This window comes from Aliivibrio sp. S10_S31 (genome assembly GCF_014694495.1).
GTDB lineage: Bacteria > Pseudomonadota > Gammaproteobacteria > Enterobacterales > Vibrionaceae > Aliivibrio > Aliivibrio fischeri.
The window spans coordinates 52,968-79,668 of record NZ_JAAUWR010000006.1 but is presented as its reverse complement, the minus strand read 5'-3'; the positions used below and the strand labels follow the sequence as shown (position 1 = coordinate 79,668).

Below are 26,701 nucleotides of genomic sequence, written 5' to 3'. Positions count from 1 at the left end.
ATAATCCCCGTGTATGCGGGGATTTTTTTATTGAAAAACTAGGTGAAATTCATGATTGAAGTGAAACGTCGAATTGTTCCAACCTCCATTCAACTTCCGGATTCGATACCTCCAATTTTGCAGCGAATTTATGCAGCAAGAGGTATTACATCAAGCTCACAGCTTGAGCGTGGCGCAAAATTTTTACTCTCATTTCAATCTATGCATGGCATTTCTAAAGCCGTTGATATCTTAGTTGAGGCGATTCAAAACCAAACTCGTATTATCGTCGTTGGTGATTTTGATGCCGATGGAGCAACCAGTTCAGCCTTGTCAGTTATGGCATTTCGTATGATGGGAAGTCAAAATGTTGATTACTTAGTGCCTAACCGCTTTGAAGATGGTTATGGTTTGAGTCCTGATGTTGTGGACCAAGCAAAAGAGATGGGTGCTGAAATCATCATGACCGTTGATAATGGAGTTTCTTCTATTGATGGAGTGTTGAAAGCAAAAGAATATGGAATGCAAGTCGTTGTAACGGATCATCACTTACCAGGTGCTCATTTGCCTTTAGCTGATGCGATTGTAAACCCTAATTTAGAAGCATGTGCATTCCCATCGAAATCATTGGCAGGAGTTGGTGTTGCCTTTTATTTAATGCTTGCTATTCGTGCTCGTCTTCGTGAAATAAATTGGTTTGAAAAACAAAATATAGCCATCCCGAATTTAGCTGATTTACTTGATTTAGTTGCACTTGGGACAGTAGCTGACTTAGTTGCCTTGGATGAAAATAATCGAATTCTTGTTCATCAAGGTATTCAGCGTATTCGTGCAGGTAAGTGTCGACCCGGGATCCAAGCATTAATTGAAGTGGCTAATCGAGTTCCATCACGTATTGTTGCTTCTGATTTTGGTTTTGCTTTAGGTCCAAGAATAAATGCAGCGGGCCGTTTGGATGATATGTCATTTGGCGTTGAACTTTTAATGTCAAATAATATTCATGCAGCTCGTCGTATGGCGGCAGAATTAGATTCATTAAATCAAACTCGAAAAGAAATTGAGCAAGGCATGAAAGAAGAAGCCATGGCTATTTGTGAGCGATTAGAGTTTGGTGCTCAAAGTGAATTGCCTTTTGGATTAGTGCTGTTTCAGCGTGATTGGCACCAAGGGGTTATTGGTATTTTGGCTTCACGAATAAAAGAAAAATATCACCGTCCTGTCATTGCTTTTGCTGACGGTGGTGATGGTTTTATTAAGGGATCATGCCGTTCTATTGCAGGTTTTCATATGCGTGACGCATTGGATTTGATTGATACTAGAAATCCAGGCCTTATTTTGAAATTTGGTGGGCATGCTATGGCTGCTGGATTAACCATTAAAGAGACGGATTATAAAAAATTCAGTCAAGCTTTTGATGATGTTGTTCGTGAGTCGGTAGAAGAAGAGGCTCTTAAGGGAATCGTTTTATCTGATGGTGCACTTACACCGGAAGAATTTACGTTAGGTACTGCTGAAATTATCCGAGCGGGTGGACCATGGGGACAAGCTTTTCCAGAGCCTATTTTTGATGGTGAATTTAAAGTATTAAACCAACGCTTAGTTGGTGAGAAACATCTTAAATTAATGTTAGAGCCGATTCATCGTGATTTTCCAACCAATAAAATGGTTGATGCCATCGCATTTAATATTGATGTTCGCCGCTGGCCAGATGCCTCAGTTCAAAAAGTAAAGTTAGCTTATCGACTCGATATTAATGAATTTCGTGGAAATCAAACCTTACAACTTATGGTTGAGAATATTGAACCACTTTAATTCATGAATAATCCGTAAAACACGTTAATTTTCACTGAACAACTCATTAAAAAAGACTTAATGAGTTGTTATTTTTATGGTTTAGTTGAAAACAGATAGGCCTTATTTTCCTTGTGAAAGTTAAATAAAAAACGTTTTGGTGTGACGTTTTTTACACCATTTTCTCAATCTTTATTGTTCTTGCTTTCAGAGGGTGAAATACCTCGATTTCTATCACACTTTTGGTTAAAATCTCTCGGTTATTTTTTATTCGGCGATGATAAAACACCATGTTCGAAATTAATCCTATTAAAAACCGTCTCCAGGATGTGTCTGAACGCACAAATATCCTGAGGGGGTACCTTTGACTATGACGCTAAAAAAGAGCGTCTAGAAGAAGTAAATGCAGAGCTAGAACAACCGGATGTATGGAATGAACCTGAGCGTGCGCAAGCACTAGGTAAAGAACGTGCATCACTAGAAGCTGTTGTTGAAACTATTGATCTTTTAGATCAAGGTGTTGAGGACGTAGACGGCTTACTAGAACTTGCGGTTGAAGAAGAAGATCAAGAAACATTTGACGAAATTGAACCTGAACTGGCTGAGCTAGAAGCTAAGTTAGCTAAACTTGAATTTCGCCGTATGTTCTCTGGTGATCACGACGCTTCTGACTGTTATATCGATCTACAATCGGGTTCTGGTGGTACAGAAGCTCAAGATTGGACTTCTATGATGCTGCGTATGTATTTACGTTGGGCAGAAGCGAAAGGCTTTAAAGTAGAAGTTATCGAGGTATCAGAAGGTGAAGTTGCAGGTCTTAAAGGCGCAACAGTTCGTATCGCTGGTGAATATGCTTATGGTTGGTTACGTACAGAAACTGGTGTTCACCGTTTAGTTCGTAAATCGCCATTTGATTCTAGTGGTCGTCGCCATACTTCATTTGCATCTGCATTTATTTATCCAGAGATTGATGACAACATTCAGATTGATATCAACCCTTCTGATTTACGTATTGATGTTTACCGTGCTTCTGGTGCGGGTGGTCAACACGTAAACACCACCGAATCTGCTGTACGTATTACTCACGTACCAACAAATATCGTTGTTCAGTGTCAGAATGACCGTTCTCAGCATAAAAACAAAGATCAAGCAATGAAGCAGTTACGTGCGAAATTGTTTGAATATGAGTTGCAAAAGCAAAATGCTGAAAAACAGGCCAATGAAGACGCTAAATCTGATATCGGATGGGGTAGTCAAATTCGCTCATACGTATTAGATGATTCACGCATTAAAGATTTGCGTACCGGCATTGAAAACCGTAATACGCAAGCCGTTCTAGACGGTGATTTAGATAAATTTATCGAAGCCAGCTTAAAATCTGGATTATAAGAAAGGGTTCATTATGACTGAACAAGTACAACTAGATGAAAACAAACTGATTGCTGAACGTCGTGGTAAATTAGACCATATTCGTCAAGCATGTAAAGCTAATGGCCACCCAAATGACTTCCGTCGTGATAGCCTAGCGGGTGATCTTCAAGCTGAATTTGGTGAAAAGACCAAAGAAGAGCTAGAAGAACTGAACCACGTTGTTGCAATTGCTGGCCGTGTTATGGCTAAGCGTGGTCCTTTCTTATTGATTCAAGAAGTGTCTGGTAAGATCCAAGCTTACGCGGCAAAAGAAGTTCAAAAAGAACTAAAAGACAAATACCAAGGTTTGGATATCGGTGACATCATCGGTGTTAAAGGTGCACTTCATAAGTCAGGTAAAGGCGATCTTTACGTGAACATGGAAGAGTACGTACTACTAACAAAAGCATTACGTCCATTACCAGAAAAATTTCATGGTTTAACAGACCAAGAGATGCGTTACCGTCAACGTTACGTAGATCTAATCGTAAATGATGACTCACGTCATGCATTTATCGTTCGTTCTAAAGTGGTTGCTGCTATCCGTAACTTCATGGTTGATAAAGGCTTCATGGAAGTTGAAACTCCTATGATGCACGTTATCCCTGGTGGTGCTTCTGCTCGTCCATTCGTAACGCACCATAATGCACTTGATGTTGATATGTACCTACGTATCGCTCCAGAGCTTTACTTAAAACGTTTAGTTGTTGGTGGTTTTGAACGTGTATTCGAAATTAACCGTAACTTCCGTAACGAAGGTCTATCTCCACGTCATAACCCAGAATTCACAATGATGGAATTCTACATGGCGTACGCAGATTACAACGATCTAATGGACCTTACAGAAGAAATGCTATCTACAGTAGCAACATCTGTTTTAGGTAGTGACAAAATGCCTTACGGTGAACACACGGTTGATTTTGGTGGCAAATACGCTCGTATGAGCATGTTAGATGCGATCAAACAATACAACCCAGATCACGCTGAGATCCAAGCGCTAACATACGAAGGCGTTAAAGATCGCGATCTAATGGTATCTATTGCTAAATCTGTACATGTTGAAGTTGAAAGCTTCTGGACATGTGGTCAGCTTCTTGAAGAAATCTTCGGTGAAACTGCTGAACCTAAGTTAATGCAACCAACATTCATTACAGAATACCCAGCTGATATTTCTCCATTAGCACGTCGTAACGATGACAATGATTTCATTACAGACCGTTTTGAATTTTTCATTGGTGGTCGTGAAGTTGCTAATGGTTTCTCTGAGCTGAATGATGCACAAGATCAAGACGAGCGTTTTAAAGCGCAAGTTAATGCTAAAGAATCTGGTGATGATGAAGCTATGTACTACGATGCAGACTACATCACAGCTCTTGAGCATGGTTTACCACCAACAGCTGGTCAGGGTATTGGTATTGACCGTTTAGTTATGCTATTAACTAACACGCACACAATTCGTGACGTTATTTTATTCCCATCAATGCGTCCACAAGCGTAATAAAGAATAAATAAAGATGATGAAAGAGCGGCTAAATAGCCGCTCTTTTTTTATTTATCTTACTCAAAGCACTAAAAATGAGAAAATAACTACACTTTTTTATCAATTGACTTAATTTTTACAATTCAAATTAATAGTCATGTAACGGTTAAAAAGTAATAAAAACCTTTTTTTTTATGCAATAAATCTTCTCCAATCTCATATTTGATTCAACTATTTCTTTAATATGTTAACTGTCATTTATTTATTATGCTCGAGATGTATTTTTTTTGTTAAAAGGATGACGCGCATCTCATTTGTGAGACGAGATAAGGTCTTAAAACCTGTATAGTTGCATCTAAGAAACATTTTTAGTTGGTTTAGAAATAAGAATTTAGAGGTAGTGTTATGGGTACTCAATTTCGTATGGATTCGGTTCCAGGCTCTTTAGTTGTTGTTGGTGGCAGCTATGAACCTTGGTTAGCCGTTTTAGAACAAGTAGGTTGGCGTTGTCATCGTTGCTATGATCTTCGAGCAGCTCAAGCTCTGTTTGACGAGATTGGGCCATGTATTGGTATTGTTGATTTAAGCCAAGATGATTTTAGTCTTAATGGCATTGCAACATTAGTAAATAACAATAAGCAAGTTCGTTGGATGGCTTTCATCCGTGAGTCTCAGCTAAGTTCAGATACTATTTGCCAGTTCATTGTAAACTTCTGTATTGATTTCTTCACTGCACCGATTCCAGATGCTCAATTATTAAGTACGATTGGTCACCAGCTAGGTATGCTTAAGCTAGAGCGTAAAGTATGGCCTAATATGGGTAATAAATCGGATCTAGGTATTTTAGGTGAAGCACCTGCGGTGAAACGTTTACGAGATCAAATTCGCCGTGTTGCTCCAACAGATGTTTCTATTCTTATTTCTGGTGAAAGCGGTGTAGGTAAAGATGCGGTAGCAAAAGCAGTTCATGAATCATCAGGCCGTAATAAAGGTCCATTTGTTTCATTAAATTGTGGTTCGTTATCTGAAAGCAAGATTGAGCAGGAGCTGTTTGGTTCTCATTCTTCGTCACCGGAAGAATCAAAATTATTCCAAGCCAATGGTGGTACATTATTTTTAAATGATATTAATGATTTGCCAGCTAGTCAGCGGCAGCATTTATTACGATTCCTACAAGAAGGTAATATTGAGACTGAAAAAGGTTTTGTTGATTTAGATGTTCGTGTAATTGTTGCAAGCCACATTGATTTAGAAAAAGCGATTGAAGAAGGCAGCTTTAAAGAAGAGTTGTATTATCGTTTAAATGTATTACGTATTCATGTTCCGTCTTTAAAAGAGAGAAGTTCAGATATCTCGGTTTTAGCAGAGCATTTCTTACAGCGTTATGCAAAAGAATACAATACACAAGCAAGAACGTTCTCTGAAGAAGCATTACAAACCATGCTACATTATCAATGGCCAGGTAATGTTCGTGAATTGGTAAACCAAGTGAAACGTGCTGTATTACTTGCCGATAGCATGACAATTGATCTTGAACATTTAGATTTACCACAACGCAGTGAAACTAAACGTAGTTTACGTGTTATCCGTGAAAACTCTGAGCGAGATGCATTATTGATGGTATTAGAATCTCATGATGGTCAAGTATCTTCAGCGGCAAAAGAGCTGGGTGTTTCACGAGCAACTATGTATCGTTTATTGAATAAACATAATTTAATTTCAGAGCCGAGAAGCTATAGCTAACCGAGCTTTTGATTGAAAAAATAGGCTTACCTTGAATTAGGTAGGCCTATTTTTTTAGCTGAAGAATGAAGTTAATATAGAATGAGTAAATTGAGTTTTTAAATAAAAACCGCGAGGTAGCATTTTTATCGGTTGCCCATTTTCACCATAAGCCTCAGTTAATGCTTGGCTGTTTGCTGCTTTAGGTCTTAATTGAAGAACTTCGCCATGTTTTGCTGTAATTGACTCAACCTTACCGAGCACAATTAAATCCATTAACTCTTCCCAATCTTGTTTTAATTGTTGTTCTTCTTCTAAAGAAGGTTGCCATAAAACTGGATATCCAACATGACGATCCCCTACAGGGATCTCTCTTTCTCCTTCTACAGGGATCCATAAAACATGAGCAAGCTTATGACGAACATGCGATTCTTCCCATTGTAAGCTATGAACGCCTGTTAATGGGGCAACACAAACAAAGGTGGTTTCTAATGGTTTGCCAGTATAGCTGATTGGAATGGTTTTTAATTCGACTCCAAGATCAATGAAATCAGGTAGAGGTTTACTACCTGCTGAAGCGCCTAAATGCCATTCTAATAATTGACCAACCCAGCCTTTATCTCGCTTTAAGTTTTCAGGTACTGGTATATTTGCTTGCTCTGCCAACTCAGATAGCGTATAGCCTGCAATGCTTTCTGCTCGCTGTAATAATTCATCAATAGTATTTGGTGGTGGTAAGCTCATAAAGACTCTTCAACATGATTGAACGAATAGATTATCATATTATCAACATTATTTTTTGACCTAATTTGGATCTTCGTAAGTTATCCACAATAGTGTATATATTTTATTCATCTCTTATTTTTCTGGATCCATATACAGTGCTTTAATTTTGAATAACTCATTGACTTTTAGCTCTTATACTTAATCAGATAGCCTTGATTGTGGGTAATTAGCTTGTTGATGGATCTTTAACCGATCTGTGTTTATATTATCCAACCACTTTTTCAGAGAAAAGATCAAAGTAAAGATCCTTAATTTAACTTGTTGGTTTTATTGTTTTTTATGTATTTACTGTCTCTGTTTTTATTTTGTATTGAAAGAGCTAACTTTTATCGTTTGTGATTTATTTTTAGCTTCTGCACAAAGTTATACACAGAAAAGGTGAATAAATGTGGCTTATATCTCATTGTTGTGTTGATAAGTTAAGCAGTGATTAAAAGTTATTCAGAAAATCAGGTTATTTTGGTAAAACGTGACAAGAAAGCGTGATCCTGTTTGCTCAAAGAGCCGATCTGTGAAAAAATCAGAGTCAATATAAGTTTATGATGAGGTCATCCAGTGATAGATGGCGATGGTTTCCGCCCGAACGTCGGGATAGTGATATGTAATAGCCATGGTCAAGTATTCTGGGCGAAGCGATACGGACAGCATTCGTGGCAATTTCCGCAAGGTGGTATTGATGATGGAGAGACTCCAGAACAAGCCATGTACCGTGAATTATACGAAGAAGTAGGTCTGACAAAAAATGATGTTCGTATTTTAGCAAGCAGCCGTCATTGGCTACGATATAAATTACCGAAACGTCTAGTTAGATGGGACTCTAAACCTGTCTGTATCGGACAAAAACAAAAATGGTTTTTGTTACGCTTAGAATGTGATGAATCCAAGGTTAATATGCAAAGAGATCGCTCGCCTGAATTTGATGGTTGGCGATGGGTAAGCTACTGGTACCCTGTAAGACAAGTGGTTTCATTTAAGCGTGATGTTTACCGTCGAGCACTAAAAGAGTTCGCGGTGATCGCTATGCCGTTTAAGGAACGAAAATTTAAAAGGAAAGGTAAAAAAGGTTAAGCGGTCGATACCTTATATAACCTTAAGGATTGGCAAGCATGCTTACTCAACTCAGGGATATAGTTGATCACGTAGCTAAAGCGGAGTCTCTTGATGATGCTTTAGCGTTGCTCGTGAAAAATACTCGTAACTCTATGCATACAGAGTGTTGCTCAGTCTATTTGATGAGTAATGATAACCTGCGCTTAGAATTAATGGCGACAGAAGGATTAAAAGCGAAACCCAAGACCGTTTCATTAGGTATTGATGAAGGTTTAGTTGGATTGGTTGCACGCAGTTGTGAGCCGCTAAACTTAGCTAATGCTTCTGTACACCCTTCATATAAATACATTCCTAGTATTGCCGAATATAAGTTTAATTCCTTTCTGGCAACCCCGATTATTTACCGACGTCAAAACCTTGGTGTACTTGTTGTACAGCAAAAGGAAAAGCGTCAGTTTACTGAAGTTGAAGAGTCCTTTTTAGTCACATTATCAGCCCAACTTGCAGTTGTACTTGCTCATGCTAAAGCTCATGAAAGTTGGTCGATTCAATTACAACCCCAATCGATTGAACAAAAGCAATTTAAAGGTATTTCTGCATCAAATGGTGTGGCTATTGCTCCATTATGGTTTGATGATGCGCAACCAAGAATAGAATCGATTCTGCCAAGTTCATGTCTTGATACAGAGCAAGAACAAGATCGTTTAGGTACTGCGGTTGAGTTGGCTTTAAAAGATTTCCGCCGAGCTAAAAAACGTTTTGAGCAAGAATTAAATACCGAAACGTTGGCTATTTTTGATCTTTTTACTCACTTATTAAACGATCCTATGTTGAAGGGGGATCTGAAAAAACAGATCAACCAAGGTGATTCTGCCGAATGGGCATTACGTCAAGTTATTGAGTCATATGCAGGGCGTTTTGAAAAAATGAGTGATTCCTATCTCAGTGAACGGGCTAATGATGTTCGTGAGTTAGGTCAGAGGTTACTTTATTTCTTAAATTATGAAGGTAAGTTAGAGCTGGATTTAGCTCATCCTGTAATTTTAGTGACCACTCAGCTGACGGCTTCTATGCTCGCCAGTGTTCCTCAAGATAAATTAAAAGCCGTTATTTCGCTTGAAGGCGCAGCAAACTCTCACGCTGCCATCTTATCAAGAGCCCTTGGGATCCCCGCTATTATGGGGGTGGAGTTTAACCCGACTCACTATCATCAAAAATTAGCGATTGTTGATGGCTATAGCGGCGCTTTATATATCAAGCCGACAGAAGCGTTAATTCAAGAATACACCGAATTACAAAATGAAGAGTTAGCTCTTTCTGAATTAATCACTCAGGATCTTGATAAACCAACATTTACTCGTGATGAGCATCAAATGAAAATTTATTTGAATGCTGGGTTAAGTGCCGACACGAGTATTGCTGTTAATCAGGGTGTTGATGGCGTTGGGTTGTATCGAACTGAAATTCCTTTTTTATTGCAACAGCGATTCCCATCGGAAGAAGAGCAATATCTACAATACAAAACTATTTTAGAAACGTATCCGAAAAAGCCTGTGATTATGAGGACGTTAGATATCGGTGGTGATAAGCCATTACCGTATCTGCCTATCGAAGAAGAAAATCCATTTTTAGGCTGGCGTGGTATTCGTTTTACTTTAGATCATCCTGATATTTTTCTTCTGCAGCTAAAAGCGATGGTTAGAGCAAATATAGGTAATGGTAATTTATCCATTATGTTACCTATGATTTCAGGCTTACCCGAATTAAAGCAAGCAAGAAAGCTTATTAATCAAGCCTATGAAGAAGTGCTTGGTGAATCGGAAGGAGACTTTTCACAACCTCGTATAGGTATGATGATAGAAGTGCCTTCTATGCTCTACTTGTTACCAAGAGTTGTTGGATTAGTGGATTTTATTTCTGTAGGTACTAATGACTTAACTCAATACCTCTTAGCGGTAGATCGAAATAACGCACGAGTTTCACATGTCTATGAATCTTATCATCCCGCCGTGTTACTTGCTTTAAAGCAAATTATTGATACAGCAAATCAATATAAATTGCCTGTTAGTGTTTGTGGGGAGCTTGCGGGGGATCCTATTGGTTGCTTATTACTGCTTGGTTTGGGCTATCAAAGTTTAAGTATGAATACCTCTAACGTAGCCAAAGTAAAATACATTATTAGGCAGGTATCGCAGCAAGAAGTTGAACAATTAGTTGCGACTCTTTTACATCACGATGATGCAGAGCAAATTTTAACTGATATGATTAGCTTCTTTGAAGAGAAAGAACTCTCAGGGTTTATTCGAGCAGGCAGGTAATGACAGTGGATTTTGGTTCGCTTTTTGTTTTATATCTTTTGCTAGGTAGTATCGTTGGCGTAATGGCTGGATTACTTGGAATTGGTGGTGGTTTGTTAGTTGTTCCCGCTTTATTGTGGTTATTACCTCAAGCAGGAATCGATAGTTCAATCGTAATGCAAATGGCATTAGGTACTTCACTTGCAACGATTATTTTAACTTCAACGTCATCTGCGTTGAACCATTTACGTTTAGGCAATGTCGAAGTAGCACTTATCCGTAGTTTGGCTCCTGGAGTTATTGCTGGTGGCTTTCTTGGTAGCTACGTTGCAGAATTAATTCCAAGCCAATATTTACCAAAAGTATTTGGCGTTATTGTACTTCTGCTTGCTTTACAAATGTTATTAGCGCTTAAGTTTACAGCAACCAGAACTATGCCATCTCCGCTTAAAATTGCCGCTTCTGGTGGGGTTATTGGTGTTGTATCAAGCTTAGCTGGAATTGGTGGTGGGTCATTAACGGTACCTTATTTAAGTTTTCATGGCGTAGAAATGAGAAAAGCCATTGGTAGTTCTTCTTTGTGCGGAACCTTGATAGCGCTTGCTGGCATGATAGGTTTTATTCTTCATGGAGTACAAGTAACTAACTTGCCTTCAATGAGTTTAGGGTATGTTTACTTACCTGCATTATGTGGTATTGGTGTTACGTCTATTTTGACCACCAGAATTGGCGCAAAGTTAACATCGCATTTGCCGACATCAACGTTAAAAAAAATCTTTGCCATATTTCTAGTATTTATTGGCAGCAAAATGTTTTTAGGATAAAAGAGAGTAGTCATGAGTCAGGGGTATTTGAACTTCCCACATATAGATCCTGTATTAATTGAGATCGGTCCATTAGCGGTTCGTTGGTATGGATTAATGTATTTATTTGGTTTTATGTTTGCATTATGGCTTGCTAATAAGCGTGCAGATAAACCAAATAGTGGTTGGACACGAGATCAAGTTAGCGACCTATTGTTTGCTGGATTTTTAGGTGTAGTGATCGGCGGTCGTGTTGGTTATGTGCTGTTTTATAATTTCGGCTACTTCTTAGATAACCCACTGTACTTATTTGAGGTATGGACCGGTGGTATGTCCTTCCATGGCGGTTTACTGGGTGTTATCTCAGCAATGCTTTGGTATGGTTATAAGAATAATCGTAGCTTCTTTACGATTGCAGACTTCGTTGCACCATTGGTACCATTTGGTCTGGGAGCGGGTCGTTTAGGTAACTTTATGAATGGTGAGTTGTGGGGACGTGTTACCGATGTGCCTTGGGCTATGGTATTCCCAACGGGTGGTCCTTTCCCTCGACATCCTTCTCAGCTATATGAATTTGCCCTTGAAGGTGTTGTATTATTCCTTATTCTAAACTGGTTTATTCGTAAACCTCGTCCATTAGGCGCAGTTTCAGGTTTATTCCTATTTGGATATGGTACATTCCGATTCTTGGTCGAGTATGTACGTCAACCAGATGCACAGTTAGGCTTATTTGGTGATTGGATTTCAATGGGACAAATTTTGTCACTACCAATGGTGATTGGTGGCTTATTAATGATGCTTTGGGCATTTAAACGCAATTTGTACCCATCAGTTGAGCAACTACAAAGTACGGCAAAGAAAAAATAAGTTAGAATAGTTTTATTATATAGTGGCCTCTGAACTCATGAGGCCATTTTTTTAAGTTAAATTTTGAGAGAAATGACCGTGAAGCAGTATTTAGATTTATGCCAACGCATTGTAGATGAAGGAACTTGGATCGAAAACGAGCGCACAGGAAAGCGTTGTTTAACGGTGATTAATGCGGATTTAACTTATGATGTAGAAAATGGTGTTTTCCCTCTTGTTACAACGCGTAAGAGCTTTTGGAAAGCGGCAGTTGCAGAAATGATTGGTTATATCCGTGGTTACGATAGCGCAGAAGACTTCCGTAAAATTGGCACTAAAACATGGGATGCGAATGCTAATCTTAACGATGCATGGCTAAACAACCCTCACCGTAAAGGTGATGATGATATGGGGCGAGTATATGGTGTTCAAGGTCGTTCATGGGCGAAACCAAATGGTGAGTTTGTCGATCAACTGAAAAAAATCATTGATGATTTAAGTCAGGGAATTGATGATCGTGGTGAAATTTTAAATTTTTATAACCCTGGTGAGTTTGATATGGGTTGTTTGCGTCCGTGTATGTACTCACATCATTTTTCATTATTAGGTGATACATTATACCTAAATAGCACTCAACGCTCTTGTGATGTGCCTCTAGGCCTAAACTTCAATATGGTTCAAGTTTATTTTCTATTAGCTATCGTGGCACAAATTACAGGGCATAAAGCAGGTAAGGCGTACCATAAGATTGTAAATGCACATATTTATGAAGACCAACTTGAGTTAATGCAAAATGTACAGCTAAAACGTGAACCGTTACAAGCGCCGATCTTTAAAATAAACCCTGAGATTAAGTCATTAGAAGATTTAGAAACATGGGTAACTATGGATGACTTTGAAGTGGTTGGCTATGAAAGCCATGAGGCTATAAAGTATCCTTTCTCTGTTTAATATTATTTATTAGATTGTCTCGTCCTAAAATCGTCAACGTATTTTAGGACGAGACACGTATTTTTAGTCTTATACCGTTAGTGCTAATACACTACCTGGCAGGATAATAAATACAAAACCTAAATATCCAGCAACAACGCTTTTGTTACGGTTAGCCATTTCAGCAATCCACTCAGCACCTTTAATTGGTAACTCACGTAGGAACGGAGTACCGAAGATAACCAATGTTGCGATAACATTAAAACATAAGTGAACTAATGCAATTTGTAGTGCAAATACTGCGTATTCACCAGATACCGCTGTCGCTGCTAGTAAAGCGGTTACACAAGTACCGATATTAGCGCCTAGAGTAAATGGATACACATCACGAACTTTAAGAACACCAGTACCAACCAGTGGAACCATTAGACTTGTTGTTGTTGATGATGATTGAACAAGAACTGTAACCGCAGTACCTGATGCAATACCGTGTAGAGGACCGCGACCGATTGCGCTTTTAAGTAGTTCTTTTGCACGACCAACCATTAGGCTCTTCATTAGTTTGCCCATCAAGGTAATTGCGATGAACAAAATAGTAATACCAAGAGCAATCATTAGTAGACCACCAGTCATGCTACCAAAGTTTGATAGTGGCTCTTGAATCGCACTGATTACCGGCTTTGTAATTGGCTTGATAAAATCAAAACCTTTCATGCTCATATCACCAGCGTTTAATAGTGGAGATACTAACCATGCTGATAGTTTTTGGAAAATACCAAACATCATCTCTAGTGGTAAGAAAATAGTTACCGCTAGTAGATTAAAGAAGTCATGAACTGTCGCACAAGCAAAAGCACGTCTAAATTCGTTCTTACAACGAGCGTGGCCAAGACTTACTAGTGTATTCGTAACAGTTGTACCAATGTTTGCACCCATAACCATAGGGATTGCAGTTTCAACAGGTAAACCACCAGCAACTAATCCAACAATGATTGATGTTACTGTTGAAGATGATTGAATTAATGCCGTTGCAACTAAGCCGATCATTAAGCCAGCAATTGGGTGAGCAGCAAATTCAAAAAGAACTTTAGCTTCTTCACCTACAGACCATTTAAAGCCTGTGCCAACCATAGAAACCGCTAAAAGAAGAAGGTAAAGCATAAATGCTAAGTTCGCCCAACGCAGCATGCGCGAGGTATTGCTCATTGTTGCTGCAGAAATTGATTGGGTATTCATAGTAAAGCTCCGTACCGAGAAATTATGTTGTCGGTTTATTTAATCTGCTGCGATAGTAGATAACGAATATTTCAGAAATATTACAGTGGAGGATAAAACTGTAATAAATGCGTCATATTCGATTATTTGAGTGAATACATGATTTTTATTTATTTTAAGTTTTTGATATTTAATGGTTTATATGCGTTATTAGAAAATGGAATATAAATTATTTTTTGGGATTATTTTGTTCTATATTGCGTTTGTATGACGCTTTGAAGAATCTGGATGCGGAAAAGTCGAGTTATTTTGCTATTTGTTGTACTTTTTACGAAGTATTTGCTATTGCTGTAATAAATGACGTATCTTGTTTAGAGCAAAACAATATTAACGATTATTGCCGTAATTCATAACGTGAGTAGTAAAAGGAATCGTAATGTCTCATTTAAACTATAACCATTTGTATTACTTTTGGATGGTATGTAAACAAGGCTCTGTAACTAAAGCGGCTGAGGCATTATTTCTAACCCCTCAAACGGTAACGGGTCAGATTAAAGCATTAGAAGATAGACTTGATGGAAAGTTAACTAAACGTAATGGTCGTAATATTGAGCCTACAGAGTTAGGGCAGCTTATTTATAAATATGCCGATCGTATGTTTGGTTTAAGTTATGAAATGCTAGATATCGTAAATTATAGCCAACAGGCGAATGTATTATTTGATGTTGGTGTTGCTGATGCGCTTTCTAAAAGGTTGGTTAGTAAGGTGCTTTCAACAACCGTTCCTGAAGATGCATCTATTCACTTACGTTGTTTTGAATCGACGCATGAATTATTACTAGAACAATTATCTCAACATAAATTGGATATGATCCTTTCAGACTGTCCTGTAGATTCAAGCCAAAATTCAGGGTTATTCAGTAAAAAGTTGGGTGAATGTGAGATGAGCTTCTTTTGTTCAAAAGAACTTAAAGGAGTGACATTTCCTGAGGTATTAGAAAAACATAAGGTACTAATCCCAGGTAGTCGTACTTCAATGGGAAGAAAAGTGGTTCAATGGTGCGATCAACAAGGCGTGACTCCAAATATTTTAGGTGAGTTTGATGATGTTGCATTAATGAAAGCATTTGCTCGTGAAAATAATGCGGTTTTTTTAGCGCCTTCTGTATATATGAATGAAGCGGATTCTGATTTATCTTTACATAAGATTGCAGATGTAAGAGATCTAAAAGAAGAGTATTACGTCATTTTTGCAGAAAGAATGATACAGCACCCAGCAGTGAAAAGTATTTGTGAAGCAGACTTCTCGCATTTATTTGATTTTTAATTTGCAATTACAGTAAGTAACAAGCTAAATTAGCCAGAGCTAAATTAGAAGGTGGATGTCTATATGGACTTACAAATGATGGAAGATAATGCACCACAAGCGGTGACATTATTAAAAGCGATGGCTAACGAACGTAGATTGTTCATTTTGTGTTTACTATTAGATGGCGAATTGTCGGTAGGTCAAATTGCAGAAAAATTAGAATTAAGCCAATCTGCACTGTCACAACATTTAGGTTGGTTACGTCGTGATGAGTTAGTATCAACAAGAAAAGAATCTCAAACGGTCTTTTACTCATTAAATAGTCAAGAAGTAAGATCTGTGATTCAATTACTACACGATTTATATTGTCAAAAGTAAGTTATAGAGAAAAGGAGAGGAAGGGGCTGTAAGAGCTTTTTCTTTTTTCTTCAAATTGCAGATATAAAAAAACCGACCTAAGTCGGTTTTTTCTTATTTCTAACTGAGAATCAAATTTCTATTAAAGAGCTTTGATTGCAGCAGTGAAACGCGCTTTATGACGTGCAGCTTTATTCTTATGAATAAGGCCTTTAGTCGCCATGCGGTCTAGAAGTGGAGTTGCAGTTGCTAGTGCAGCAGTTGCAGCTTCTTTATCGCCAGCTTCGATAGCTGCGATAGTTTTTTTCATGTAAGTGCGCATCATTGAACGACGGCTAGCGTTGTGCTGGCGACGTCTTTCAGCTTGAGTTGCGCGCTTCTTAGCAGATTTACTATTTGCCAAGGGTCTAACTCCCAAAAACGTAGTTCGGTGACAATTTAAGGTCGGGAAATATGCACCCTTTGAACCCAAATGTCAAATGATTTGTGTAAAAACCAAGCTGTCTCAAACAAAAGTTTGATGAAACTGGCAAAACACGGTTAAGATGACGTGCATTCTAACAGCATTTTTTCCAGTTAGTAAGCTCTTTATGGTCATCATTACCATCTTTATGAGGTTTTTTTTGTGAGTAAACGACTTTTACGTTCTGGCTTAATAGTCAGCATCATGACTTTAGTGTCTCGAGTTCTCGGTTTAGTCCGTGATGTCGTGGTTGCAAATCTTATGGGAGCAGGAGCATCGGCTGATGTTTTCTTCTTTGCAAATAAGATCCCCAACTTTTTACGTCGTCTATTTGCAGAGGGCGCTTTTTCTCAAGCATTTGTCCCTGTTTTAACTGAATATCATGCTAGTGGAGACGATAATAAGACACGAGAATTAATTGCAAAAGCCTCGGGAACATTGGGCGTATTAGTTACCATTGTTACCTTCTTTGGTATTATCGGCTCAGGTGTCGTTACCGCATTATTTGGGGCCGGATGGTTTATGGACTGGCTAAATGATGGTCCAGCAGCACCTAAATTTGAGCTGGCCAGCTTTCTTTTAAAAATTACCTTTCCTTATTTATGGTTTATCACATTTGTAGCCTTGTCTGGGGCCATTTTAAACACTCTTGGTAAGTTTGCCGTTTCTTCTTTTACACCTGTTTTCCTTAATATAGCTATTATTGCGTGTGCATATTTTGTCTCTCCTAATTTAGAGCAGCCAGAAATCGGTTTAGCAATAGGTGTCTTTTTAGGCGGTTTAATCCAATTCTTATTCCAACTTCCATTTCTTTATAAAGCAAAGATGTTAGTTCGCCCACAATGGGGGTGGAATGATCCTGGTGTGGTAAAAATCAGAACCTTAATGATCCCAGCATTATTTGGTGTGTCTGTTAGTCAAATCAACTTATTATTTGATACCTTTATTGCCAGCTTTTTAGCGACGGGCTCGATCAGTTGGCTATATTATTCAGATCGTCTGTTAGAGTTTCCTTTAGGGCTATTTGGTATTGCTATTGCAACCGTGATATTACCAGCATTATCACGTAAACATGTCGATGCCGAAGGCGATGGATTCTCGCAAACTATGGATTGGGGGGTGAGAATGGTGATTTTACTTGGTATTCCAGCCATGCTGGGCTTAATGGTATTGGCTAAACCAATGCTCATGGTTTTGTTTATGCGTGGTGAGTTTTCTCCAAATGATGTACACCAAGCTTCTCTGTCCTTATTGGCTTACGCATCTGGTTTGCTGAACTTTATGTTAATTAAAGTATTAGCGCCTGGTTATTACGCTCGTCAAGATACTAAAACACCAGTTCGTTACGGTATCATTGCCATGGTAACTAACATGTTCTTTAATGCTATTTTTGCTTATTTTTATGGCTATGTTGGCCTTGCTATGGCGACAGCATTATCTGCATTAGTTAATATGGTTCTCTTATATAGAGGACTGCATTTAGCAAACGTATATAAATTATCAAAAGAGACGGTATTTTTTGTATTGAAGTTAATTGTGTCAGGTGGTGTTATGGTATCTATTTTACTGTGGCTGATGCCGAGCATGAGCATCTGGTTAGAGTGGGATTTGGCTAAGCGAGTGATGATGCTATTTGCCTTTATTGGTTTAGGTGCCACTTCTTACTTAATCACAGCAATTGTATTTGGATTGCGTCCTCGTCATTTAAGAGCATCAGTCTAAATTAAGAATTGCTTTTGTTCAGTGGTCTGAATGAGTTCATTAGTATATAATTCGTCAGTTTTTTTAAGCGAATAAATTGATATTGAGATAATGGAATTAATCCGAGGTATTCACAATATTACGCCAGACCATAAAGGCTGCGTAATGACGATAGGTAATTTTGATGGTGTTCATTTAGGACATCAGCAAGTATTACAACAAGTTAAGTCTAAAGCTAAAGAGCTAGGCTTACCGTCTGTCGTAATGACTTTTGAGCCTCAACCTATGGAGTTTTTTGCAAAAGAAAAGGCTCCGGCACGATTAACTCGTTTACGAGATAAATTTGTTCAGCTTAAAAAGCTAGAAATAGAACGTTTATTATGTATTAATTTTAATCAGAAATTTGCAGAACAAAGTGCTGATGAGTTTGTCGAAGACTTGTTGGTGAGACTGTTGGGTGTTAAGTTTCTGGTTGTGGGTGATGATTTCTGTTTTGGTAAACACCGCAAAGGAAATTTTGCCATGTTGCAAGAAGCAGGTAAAAAACATGGCTTTGAAGTGGTGAACACACAAAGTTTTTGCCTACAGCAACAACGAGTAAGTAGCACAGCAATACGTTCTGCACTTTTACATAATAAATTAGATGATGTCGCAACCATGTTAGGGCGACATTATAGTATTACAGGTCGTGTATCCCACGGTCGAAAATTAGGACGAACCATAGGTTTTCCTACAGCGAATATCCCATTAAAACGTTGTGTTTCTCCTGTCTCTGGAGTGTATGTTGTGCAAGCTAAAGATAGCGAAGGGAAACAATTAGGTGGTGTTGCCAATATCGGTCATCGCCCAACGGTAAATGGCGCTCGTCAGCAACTTGAAGTTCATTTCTTTGACTATAAAGGAAATCTTTATGGTCAACAGTTGGATGTTGAATTGCTTTATAAATTAAGAGACGAGCATAAATTTGAGTCTTTTGACGCTCTAAAACAACAAATAGAATTAGATTCTCAGGCAGCGCGGGTGTGGCTGTCTGAAAATAGATAACATTTCATTTCGCCCAAGTAACGGAATTAAGAATCAATGAGTGACTATAAAGATACCTTGAACCTGCCAGAAACAGGATTCCCAATGCGTGGTAACTTGGCTAATCGTGAGCCAGAAATGCTTAAGCGTTGGTACGATGAAGACCTTTACGGTGAAATCCGTAAAGCGAAAAAAGGTAAGAAATCGTTCGTATTACACGACGGCCCTCCTTATGCAAATGGTGACATCCATATTGGTCACGCACTAAACAAGATTCTTAAAGACATTATTATTAAGTCGAAAACACTTTCTGGTTTCGATGCGCCGTATGTTCCAGGTTGGGACTGCCACGGTCTACCAATCGAATTAATGGTAGAAAAGAAAAAAGGTAAGCCGGGTCAAAAGATCTCTGCTGCTGAATTCCGTGAAGAATGTCGTAAATATGCGGCAGGCCAAGTTGAAGGTCAAAAAGAGAGCTTCAAACGTCTAGGCGTTATGGGCGAGTGGGATAAACCTTACCGCACAATGGATTTTGGTACTGAAGCAAACATCATTCGTTCTTTAGGTAAAATTGCTGACCAAGGCCACTTATTGAAAGGTTTCAAACCTGTTCACTGGTGTACGGATTGTGGTTCTGCACTAGCTGAAGCGGAAGTTGAATACCAAGATAAAGTATCTCCATCAATTGATGTACGTTTTGTTGCCGCTGACGAAGCTGCTACATTAGCGAAATTCAGCACGCCTGAAGGCCATCAAGGTGAAGGTGAATTATCAGTTGTTATCTGGACAACAACACCTTGGACTCTTCCTGCAAACCGTGCAGTGGCATTACACGCAGATCTTGAATACGTATTAGTACAAGTAGAAGCACACGGTGAGCAAAAAGCGCAACGTCTGATCCTTGCTTCTGAACTGGCTAAGTCAGTATTAGATCGTGCAAACATCGAACATTACCATAACTTAGGTTTTGCTAAAGGTTCTGACTTAGAACTTCTTCAATTTAACCACCCATTCTACAACTTTACGGTTCCTGCAATTTTAGGTGAACACGTAACGACTGATTCTGGTACAGGTATTGTTCATACCGCTCCTGGTCATGGCCAAGAAGACTTCGTGGTTGGTAAAAAATACGATTTAGAAATCGCAAACCCAGTTGGTTCAAATGGTGTATACCTTCCTGATACTGAGCTATTTGCTGGTCAACACGTATTCAAAGCGAACGATTCAGTTCTTGAAGTACTAAAAGAAAAAGGTGCATTACTGCATCATCACGCGTACGAGCACAGCTACCCACATTGCTGGAGACACAAAACGCCAATCATCTTCCGTGCAACGCCACAATGGTTCATCTCAATGGATCAAGCGGGTCTTCGTGCAAAAGCGTTAGAAGAAGTGAAGAGTGTTGAGTGGATGCCTGAATGGGGTCAAAACCGCATTGAAGGTATGATCGAAGGCCGTCCTGAATGGTGTATCTCTCGTCAACGTACTTGGGGCGTGCCAATTGCTCTGTTTGTACATAAAGAAACCGCTGAATTGCACCCTGATTCACTAGAGCTAATTGAGAAAGTAGCGAAACTAGTTGAAGAAAAAGGCATTCAAGCATGGTGGGATGTTGATGCCGCTGAGCTTATGGGCGAAGAAGATGCTGCAAACTACGAAAAAGTTTTAGATACTTTAGACGTATGGTTTGATTCTGGCGTAACTCACTTCTCTGTTGTTGATTCTCGTGAAGAATACAACTTCCCAGAAGAAGAAAGAACGCACAGTGCAGATCTTTACCTAGAAGGTTCAGATCAACACCGTGGTTGGTTCCAATCGTCGTTGATCTCATCAGTAGCGATGAAAGGTAAAGCACCTTACCGCCAAGTACTAACACACGGTTTCGTGGTGGATGGTAACGGTCGTAAGATGTCTAAATCTATCGGTAACGTTGTTGCACCTAAAGATGTAACAAACAAACTAGGCGCAGATATTCTTCGTCTATGGGTAGCATCTACTGATTACACTAACGAAGTTGCAGTTTCTGATGAAATTCTAAAACGTTCAGCTGACGCATACCGTCGTATTCGTAATACAGCTCGCTTCTTCTTAGCAAACTTAAGTGGCTTTAACCCAGCAACAGATATCGTTCCTGCAGAAGAAATGGTAGCGTTAGATCGTTGGGCTGTAGGTCGTGCATTTGCAGCACAGCAAGAGATCATCAAATCTTACGATGAATACAACTTACACGAAGTAACTCAGCGTTTGATGCATTTCTGTTCAATCGAAATGGGTTCTTTCTACTTAGACGTAATTAAAGATCGTCAATATACAGCGAAGAAGGGCGGTCACGCTCAACGCAGTTGTCAAACGGCGCTTTACTACATCGTAGAAGCATTAGTTCGTTGGATGGCTCCTATCATGTCATTCACAGCTGATGAAATCTGGAATGAAATGCCAGGTGAGCGTGAGAAATTCGTATTTACAGGTGAATGGTACCAAGGTCTGTTTGATCTTGCTGAAGGTGAAGAGTTCAATAATGAATTCTGGACTGATATCCAAGCAGTTCGTGCTTCTGTAAATAAATTACTTGAAGCTGCTCGTGGTGAAAAAGTGATCGGTGGCGCACTTCAAGCAGAAGTAACGCTGTACGCTGATGATGCATTAATTGCTAAAATCAACAAATTAGAAGATGAACTGCGTTTTGTTCTTCTAACTTCAGCTGCAACGGTTAAACCACTGAGCGAGAAAACAGAATCAGCGAAAGCAACAGAATTAGATGGTCTGTTTGTTGACGTTGTTGCTTCTGAAGCGGCGAAGTGTGAGCGTTGTTGGCACCATGTTGCTGATGTAGGTACTATCGAGGGCCATGAAGAAGTATGTGGTCGTTGTGTATCTAATATTGACGGCGAAGGCGAAGAGCGTAAATTTGCATAATGACTAGCGATAAGAAAACATTACCGCTGCTTAAAGAATCAGGACTCCGCTGGCTATGGCTAGCGGGGATCATCTTTATGGCAGACATCAGCATCAAATTATTTGTGATGAAAGAAATGGGTTATGGTTGGGCAAACCGTATTGAAGTATTGCCTTTCTTTAACTTTCTTTATGTTCATAACTATGGTGCAGCATTTAGCTTTTTAAGTGATCAAGCTGGTTGGCAACGTTGGTTTTTTACTGGCATTGCTATTAGCGTATGTGGTTTGTTAGTTTATTGGATGCGTAAAGCTCCGCAGAAAGATAAATTGAATAATATTGCTTATGCACTGATCATTGGTGGTGCTATTGGTAATGTTTTTGATCGCTTAGTTCATGGTTTCGTTGTCGATTATCTCGATTTTTATTGGGGTAATTATCATTGGCCAGCATTCAATTTAGCGGATGCAGCCATATGTATCGGTGCGGGCTTGATCATTTTGGATGGTCTCCGCTCTGGTAAAAAAGAGCAATAAAACTCATAGAGCATAATCAATGAACGCTACCCGAGCAGTCGAGTGGCGTTTTTTTTCAAGGAAAGATTGAAATGAAAATAGAAAATAACAGTGAAGTTACCCTACATTTCACAATAAAATTAAAAGATGGATCGGTTGCGGATAGTACATACAGTTCAGGTAAACCAGCAAAATTTACTATGGGTGATGGTAGCTTAAGTGAAAATTTTGAGAAATGTTTACTTGGTTTAGAAGCTGAGCAAGCGAAAAGCATTGAATTATGTGCTGAAGATGCATTTGGCTTACCAAATCCTGATAATATACATCATATGGATAGAAATCGTTTTGTTGGTGATGCTGCGGCTGAAGTCGGTACTATTATGGCTTTCAGTGGTCCTGATGGAATGGATATCCCGGGCATCATTACAGAGATTGCTGGTGACTCAGTGACGGTTGATTTTAATCACCCATTAGCAGGTCAAGATGTTATCTTTGACGTAGAGATTGTAGCGGTTGGTTAATCCAACACAATAAAGAGATAAAAAATGAAAATAGTATTAGCTAACCCTCGTGGCTTTTGTGCTGGTGTAGATCGTGCCATTAGCATTGTTGAACGCGCTTTAGAGTTATATGAAGCACCTATTTATGTTCGTCATGAGGTAGTACATAACCGGTTTGTTGTTGAAGGATTAAAACAACGCGGTGCTATTTTTGTTGAAGAATTGCACGAAGTGCCTGACGATAATATTGTTATTTTCTCTGCTCATGGTGTTTCACAAGCCGTACGTAAAGAAGCGAAAGAACGAGCATTAACGGTGTTTGATGCAACTTGCCCATTAGTGACAAAAGTGCATATGGAAGTGGCTCGTGCAAGTAAGAAAAATATTGAAGTTGTATTAATTGGTCACGCAGGACATCCAGAAGTCGAAGGTACAATGGGGCAGTATGCAAGTGATTCTGCTGGAATGTATTTAGTTGAAACACCTGATGATGTAATTAAATTAAATGTAAAAGATCCATCGAATCTTCACTATGTAAGCCAAACAACATTATCTGTTGATGAAACTGCTGATGTGATTGATGAGTTACGTCGAGTATTTCCTGACATTCAAGGGCCACGTAAAGATGATATTTGTTATGCAACACAAAACCGCCAAGATGCGGTGCGTGATATGGCAAGCCAAGTGGATGTGATGATTGTCGTCGGTTCTAAAAACTCTTCAAATTCAAACCGCTTACGCGAATTATCTGAAAAACTAGGGACAACGAGTTATTTAATTGATTGTCCTGAAGATCTTAAAGAAGAATGGTTAACAGACCAAGCTAAAGTTGGCGTTACTGCTGGAGCTTCGGCTCCTGAAGAGTTAGTTAACCAAATTATTGAACAAGTAAAAGCATTTGGTGGAACGGCTGTTGAAGAATTAACTGGTCGTGAAGAAAATATGTTTTTTGAAGTGCCAAAAGAATTGCAAATCAAAACGGTATCTTAATACTTCACATAGTAGTGAATAAAAATTTAAGATAAAGTGCAAGGATGCGAATTTAAAGAAGCGGAGATCAAAATGGTAAGAGTAGCAATTGCTGGCGCAGCAGGAAGAATGGGTCGCAACTTAATTAAAGCAGTAAATGGTTCTCAGTTTGCTGTACTTGCAGCAGCGAGTGAGCGCCCTGAATCTAGCCTTATAGGGGTTGATGTTGGTGAAATGGCTGGGTTGGGTAAATCTGGCATTCTTATTGTTGATGATTTAGCTAAAGTGACAGATGACTTTGATGTCATTATTGATTTTACCCTTCCTATTTCAACATTAAAAAATATAGAACTTTGCCAAGAACATAATAAAGCGATTGTTATTGGTACAACAGGTTTTAGCGAGCCTGGAAAAGAAATTATTGATCAAGCATCGAAAGAAATTCCAGTAGTTATGGCTCCAAATTATAGTGTTGGCGTAAACCTTGTCTTTAAACTGCTAGAAAAAGCAGCAAAGGTCATGGGGGATTATTGCGATATTGAAATCGTTGAAGCTCATCACCGTTATAAAGTCGATGCACCGTCAGGTACAGCGATTGGAATGGGAGAGGCGATTGCTGGTGCCATGGGTAACAAATTAGAAGATGTGGCTGTATATGCTAGAGAAGGCATTACTGGTGAAAGAAGTAAAGATGAAATTGGTTTTGCTACCATTCGAGCTGGTGATATTGTCGGTGAGCATACTGCTATGTTTGCAGATATTGGCGAGAGAGTTGAGATAACGCATAAAGCAACAGATCGTATGACTTTTGCTAATGGTGCTGTGAGAGCTTCTCATTGGCTTCATAAGAAAGAACCCGGTTTTTATACCATGCACGATGTATTAAATTTAGATCAGATTTAATTATTACTAAGCCCGAATCAATGTGATTCGGGCTTTTTTTTAACTAAAGCCCTGTAATGGTAATAACTTGAAGGGGAGATACTAACTATTTATCTTTAATTTATTATAATCACTTATTATTCACGAATAATGCTCGGTATATCTTAGTTTTCTCTATTCTTATAAATCTAACTTCTTCTTGTTTTAAATTAAATTATATAGGGAGTGCTTGTGCTTTTTTGTGGTTTTGTTTGTGTTTTTAATTGAGCTGGTTATTTTTGTAACTTTTCTCTGCTGTTTATCGTTTGCTTTGATCTAATGCTTAAATTAATCATTCTAAAAAATGATTTTTTGATGCAAAAACTCATTAAGAGCAAAAAAGCATCAATTTTAGCGTTAAAAGTTCCATTTTTGACCTTGTATATTGATTTTTAGTTTGAGTTGGCCGAAAAAGTTATTTAATAATGTGTTTTTGGTTGACAGTTAATCTATACATCTCTAAAATTTCGCCAATTTGTCAAAAATCGAGCTTGTAGTTTGTTTTTTGGGTTTTAAAAAAATAGTTTTGCATATATATTGATGTGAAATGAATGATTATTATGTTTGGAGGTTGTCTTGAGTAAATCAGCGCTGTTAGTCCTAGAAGATGGGACAGTGTTCCACGGTCAATCGATTGGAGCAGATGGCTCGGCCGTTGGTGAAGTCGTTTTTAATACCTCGATGACGGGGTATCAAGAAATTCTCACTGATCCTTCCTATTCTCAACAAATCGTTACTCTCACTTATCCCCACATTGGCAATACCGGAATCAATTCCGAAGACGAAGAATCTTCTTCAATCCACGCTCAAGGCCTTGTAATTCGCGATCTCCCTCTCTTAGCTTCAAACTTCCGCAGTGAACAAACTCTTTCTGAATATCTTAAATCTCAAAATATTGTCGGCATCGCTGATATCGATACGCGTAAGCTGACTCGAATTTTGCGTGAAAAAGGTGCTCAAAACGGTTGTATCGTAGCGGGCACTAATTTAGATGAAGCATTTGCGCTTGCTCAAGCAAAAGAGTTCCCAGGTCTTAAAGGCATGGATTTAGCAAAAGAAGTAACGACTTCTGAAGCTTATCAATGGAAGCAAGGTTCTTGGACTTTGACTGGCGGTTTGCCAGAAGAAAAAGCAGACAGTGAATTACCATTCCACGTAGTGGCTTATGACTTTGGTGCTAAACGTAACATCTTACGTATGTTAGTTGACCGTGGTTGTCGTTTAACGGTTGTTCCTGCCCAAACTTCTGCAGAAGAAGTATTAGCAATGAATCCAGATGGTGTATTCCTATCAAATGGCCCTGGTGACCCAGCACCATGTACTTACGCTATTGAAGCAACAAAAGTGTTCCTAGAAAAAGGTTTACCAATCTTTGGTATCTGTCTTGGTCATCAAATTCTTGCTTTAGCATCTGGTGCTCAAACCGTAAAAATGAAGTTTGGTCATCATGGTGCAAACCACCCAGTTAAAGACTTGGAGCGTGATGTAGTAATGATCACTGCACAGAACCACGGTTTTGCAGCAGATGAAGAAACATTACCTGAGAATCTACGTGCGACGCACAAATCACTATTTGATGGCACTCTGCAAGGTATCCACCGTACAGATAAACCAGCATTCAGCTTCCAAGGTCACCCTGAAGCAAGCCCAGGTCCACACGATGCAGCGCCATTGTTTGACCATTTCATTGAATTAATTCAGCAGTCTATTGCTGACAAGACAAACAAAGCTTAATTCGG

At 38.9% G+C, this 26,701-nt stretch carries 22 protein-coding genes; 19 read left to right on the top strand and 3 right to left on the bottom strand.

Annotated features, from left to right (window positions below; all coding sequences use genetic code 11):
- Positions 1-51: 51 nt before the first annotated feature.
- The 4 genes from recJ (at position 52) to HC728_RS06960 (ending at position 6,403) form a co-directional block, all read left to right on the top strand.
- Positions 52-1,791, top strand: coding sequence for a single-stranded-DNA-specific exonuclease RecJ (gene recJ, locus HC728_RS06975; RefSeq protein WP_012533033.1), 1,740 nt, complete (start codon positions 52-54; stop codon positions 1,789-1,791).
- Between the two features lie 269 nt (positions 1,792-2,060).
- Positions 2,061-3,159, top strand: a protein-coding gene (gene prfB / locus HC728_RS06970; RefSeq protein ID WP_011261232.1) for a peptide chain release factor 2 whose coding sequence is annotated in 2 segments (ribosomal slippage) — positions 2,061-2,135 and positions 2,137-3,159 — 1,098 coding nt in all. Because the reading frame shifts where the segments join, the coding sequence is not laid out codon by codon here.
- 13 nt (positions 3,160-3,172) lie between these two features.
- Positions 3,173-4,678 carry a lysine--tRNA ligase gene (lysS, locus tag HC728_RS06965; protein WP_005417603.1) on the top strand — a complete coding sequence of 502 codons (1,506 nt, stop codon included), beginning with the start codon at positions 3,173-3,175 and terminating at the stop codon, positions 4,676-4,678.
- A gap of 387 nt (positions 4,679-5,065) precedes the next feature.
- Complete coding sequence (locus tag HC728_RS06960; RefSeq protein WP_190395234.1) at positions 5,066-6,403, top strand: sigma-54 dependent transcriptional regulator; 1,338 nt, start codon at positions 5,066-5,068, stop codon at positions 6,401-6,403.
- Positions 6,404-6,457: 54 nt separating this feature from the next.
- Here HC728_RS06960 and mutH read toward each other — a convergent pair whose 3' ends face one another.
- Positions 6,458-7,126 carry a DNA mismatch repair endonuclease MutH gene (mutH, locus tag HC728_RS06955; protein WP_190395233.1) on the bottom strand — a complete coding sequence of 223 codons (669 nt, stop codon included), beginning with the start codon at positions 7,124-7,126 and terminating at the stop codon, positions 6,458-6,460.
- Positions 7,127-7,723: 597 nt separating this feature from the next.
- Between mutH and rppH the strand changes: the two genes are divergently transcribed.
- The 5 genes from rppH (at position 7,724) to HC728_RS06930 (ending at position 13,115) form a co-directional block, all read left to right on the top strand.
- Positions 7,724-8,236 (top strand): RNA pyrophosphohydrolase, encoded by a 513-nt coding sequence (rppH, locus tag HC728_RS06950; RefSeq protein ID WP_005417607.1) that lies wholly within the window; start codon positions 7,724-7,726, stop codon positions 8,234-8,236.
- Positions 8,237-8,274: 38 nt separating this feature from the next.
- Positions 8,275-10,536 (top strand): phosphoenolpyruvate--protein phosphotransferase, encoded by a 2,262-nt coding sequence (ptsP, locus tag HC728_RS06945; protein WP_012533055.1) that lies wholly within the window; start codon positions 8,275-8,277, stop codon positions 10,534-10,536.
- Positions 10,536-11,339 (top strand): sulfite exporter TauE/SafE family protein, encoded by an 804-nt coding sequence (locus HC728_RS06940; RefSeq protein ID WP_017018294.1) that lies wholly within the window; start codon positions 10,536-10,538, stop codon positions 11,337-11,339. The genes ptsP and HC728_RS06940 overlap by 1 nt, the downstream gene beginning before the upstream one ends.
- A gap of 12 nt (positions 11,340-11,351) precedes the next feature.
- Positions 11,352-12,185: a prolipoprotein diacylglyceryl transferase gene (gene lgt / locus HC728_RS06935; protein ID WP_190395232.1), complete on the top strand. Its 834-nt coding sequence runs from the start codon at positions 11,352-11,354 to the stop codon at positions 12,183-12,185.
- Between the two features lie 78 nt (positions 12,186-12,263).
- The gene (locus HC728_RS06930) at positions 12,264-13,115 is read left to right on the top strand and encodes a thymidylate synthase (protein WP_005417622.1); all 852 of its coding nucleotides are present in this window, start codon (positions 12,264-12,266) and stop codon (positions 13,113-13,115) included.
- Positions 13,116-13,184: 69 nt separating this feature from the next.
- Here the strand turns inward: HC728_RS06930 and HC728_RS06925 are convergent, their stop codons facing one another.
- Entirely contained in the window at positions 13,185-14,330 is a 1,146-nt protein-coding gene (locus tag HC728_RS06925) for a Na/Pi symporter (RefSeq protein ID WP_054775644.1), read from the bottom strand.
- Between the two features lie 415 nt (positions 14,331-14,745).
- On the opposite strand from HC728_RS06925, the gene nhaR reads away from it, so the two are divergent.
- Together nhaR and HC728_RS06915 are read left to right on the top strand one after the other, a co-directional pair.
- Complete coding sequence (gene nhaR / locus HC728_RS06920) at positions 14,746-15,636, top strand: transcriptional activator NhaR (protein ID WP_011261240.1); 891 nt, start codon at positions 14,746-14,748, stop codon at positions 15,634-15,636.
- A gap of 63 nt (positions 15,637-15,699) precedes the next feature.
- Positions 15,700-15,996 carry a helix-turn-helix transcriptional regulator gene (locus HC728_RS06915; RefSeq protein ID WP_005417627.1) on the top strand — a complete coding sequence of 99 codons (297 nt, stop codon included), beginning with the start codon at positions 15,700-15,702 and terminating at the stop codon, positions 15,994-15,996.
- A 121-nt stretch (positions 15,997-16,117) separates the two neighbouring features.
- Here the strand turns inward: HC728_RS06915 and rpsT are convergent, their stop codons facing one another.
- A complete protein-coding gene (rpsT, locus tag HC728_RS06910) occupies positions 16,118-16,378 on the bottom strand; it encodes a 30S ribosomal protein S20 (protein WP_005417629.1) in 261 nt (86 codons plus the stop codon).
- A 222-nt stretch (positions 16,379-16,600) separates the two neighbouring features.
- On the opposite strand from rpsT, the gene murJ reads away from it, so the two are divergent.
- The 8 genes from murJ (at position 16,601) to carA (ending at position 26,696) form a co-directional block, all read left to right on the top strand.
- The gene (murJ, locus tag HC728_RS06905) at positions 16,601-18,160 is read left to right on the top strand and encodes a murein biosynthesis integral membrane protein MurJ (RefSeq protein WP_017018299.1); all 1,560 of its coding nucleotides are present in this window, start codon (positions 16,601-16,603) and stop codon (positions 18,158-18,160) included.
- A 90-nt stretch (positions 18,161-18,250) separates the two neighbouring features.
- Positions 18,251-19,183, top strand: a complete 933-nt coding sequence (ribF, locus tag HC728_RS06900; RefSeq protein WP_005417633.1) for a bifunctional riboflavin kinase/FAD synthetase — start codon at positions 18,251-18,253, stop codon at positions 19,181-19,183.
- A 36-nt stretch (positions 19,184-19,219) separates the two neighbouring features.
- Complete coding sequence (gene ileS, locus HC728_RS06895; RefSeq protein ID WP_012533712.1) at positions 19,220-22,078, top strand: isoleucine--tRNA ligase; 2,859 nt, start codon at positions 19,220-19,222, stop codon at positions 22,076-22,078.
- Positions 22,078-22,593 (top strand): signal peptidase II, encoded by a 516-nt coding sequence (gene lspA / locus HC728_RS06890; protein WP_005417644.1) that lies wholly within the window; start codon positions 22,078-22,080, stop codon positions 22,591-22,593. The genes ileS and lspA overlap by 1 nt, the downstream gene beginning before the upstream one ends.
- A 71-nt stretch (positions 22,594-22,664) precedes the next feature.
- Positions 22,665-23,093: an FKBP-type peptidyl-prolyl cis-trans isomerase gene (fkpB, locus tag HC728_RS06885; RefSeq protein WP_190395231.1), complete on the top strand. Its 429-nt coding sequence runs from the start codon at positions 22,665-22,667 to the stop codon at positions 23,091-23,093.
- 24 nt (positions 23,094-23,117) lie between these two features.
- On the top strand, positions 23,118-24,062 hold the full coding sequence (gene ispH / locus HC728_RS06880; RefSeq protein ID WP_012533917.1) for a 4-hydroxy-3-methylbut-2-enyl diphosphate reductase: 945 nt from the start codon (positions 23,118-23,120) through the stop codon (positions 24,060-24,062).
- Between the two features lie 72 nt (positions 24,063-24,134).
- Positions 24,135-24,944, top strand: coding sequence for a 4-hydroxy-tetrahydrodipicolinate reductase (gene dapB, locus HC728_RS06875; protein WP_005417649.1), 810 nt, complete (start codon positions 24,135-24,137; stop codon positions 24,942-24,944).
- A 594-nt stretch (positions 24,945-25,538) separates the two neighbouring features.
- On the top strand, positions 25,539-26,696 hold the full coding sequence (gene carA / locus HC728_RS06870) for a glutamine-hydrolyzing carbamoyl-phosphate synthase small subunit (RefSeq protein WP_011261247.1): 1,158 nt from the start codon (positions 25,539-25,541) through the stop codon (positions 26,694-26,696).
- The last annotated feature ends 5 nt before the right edge of the window (positions 26,697-26,701 follow it).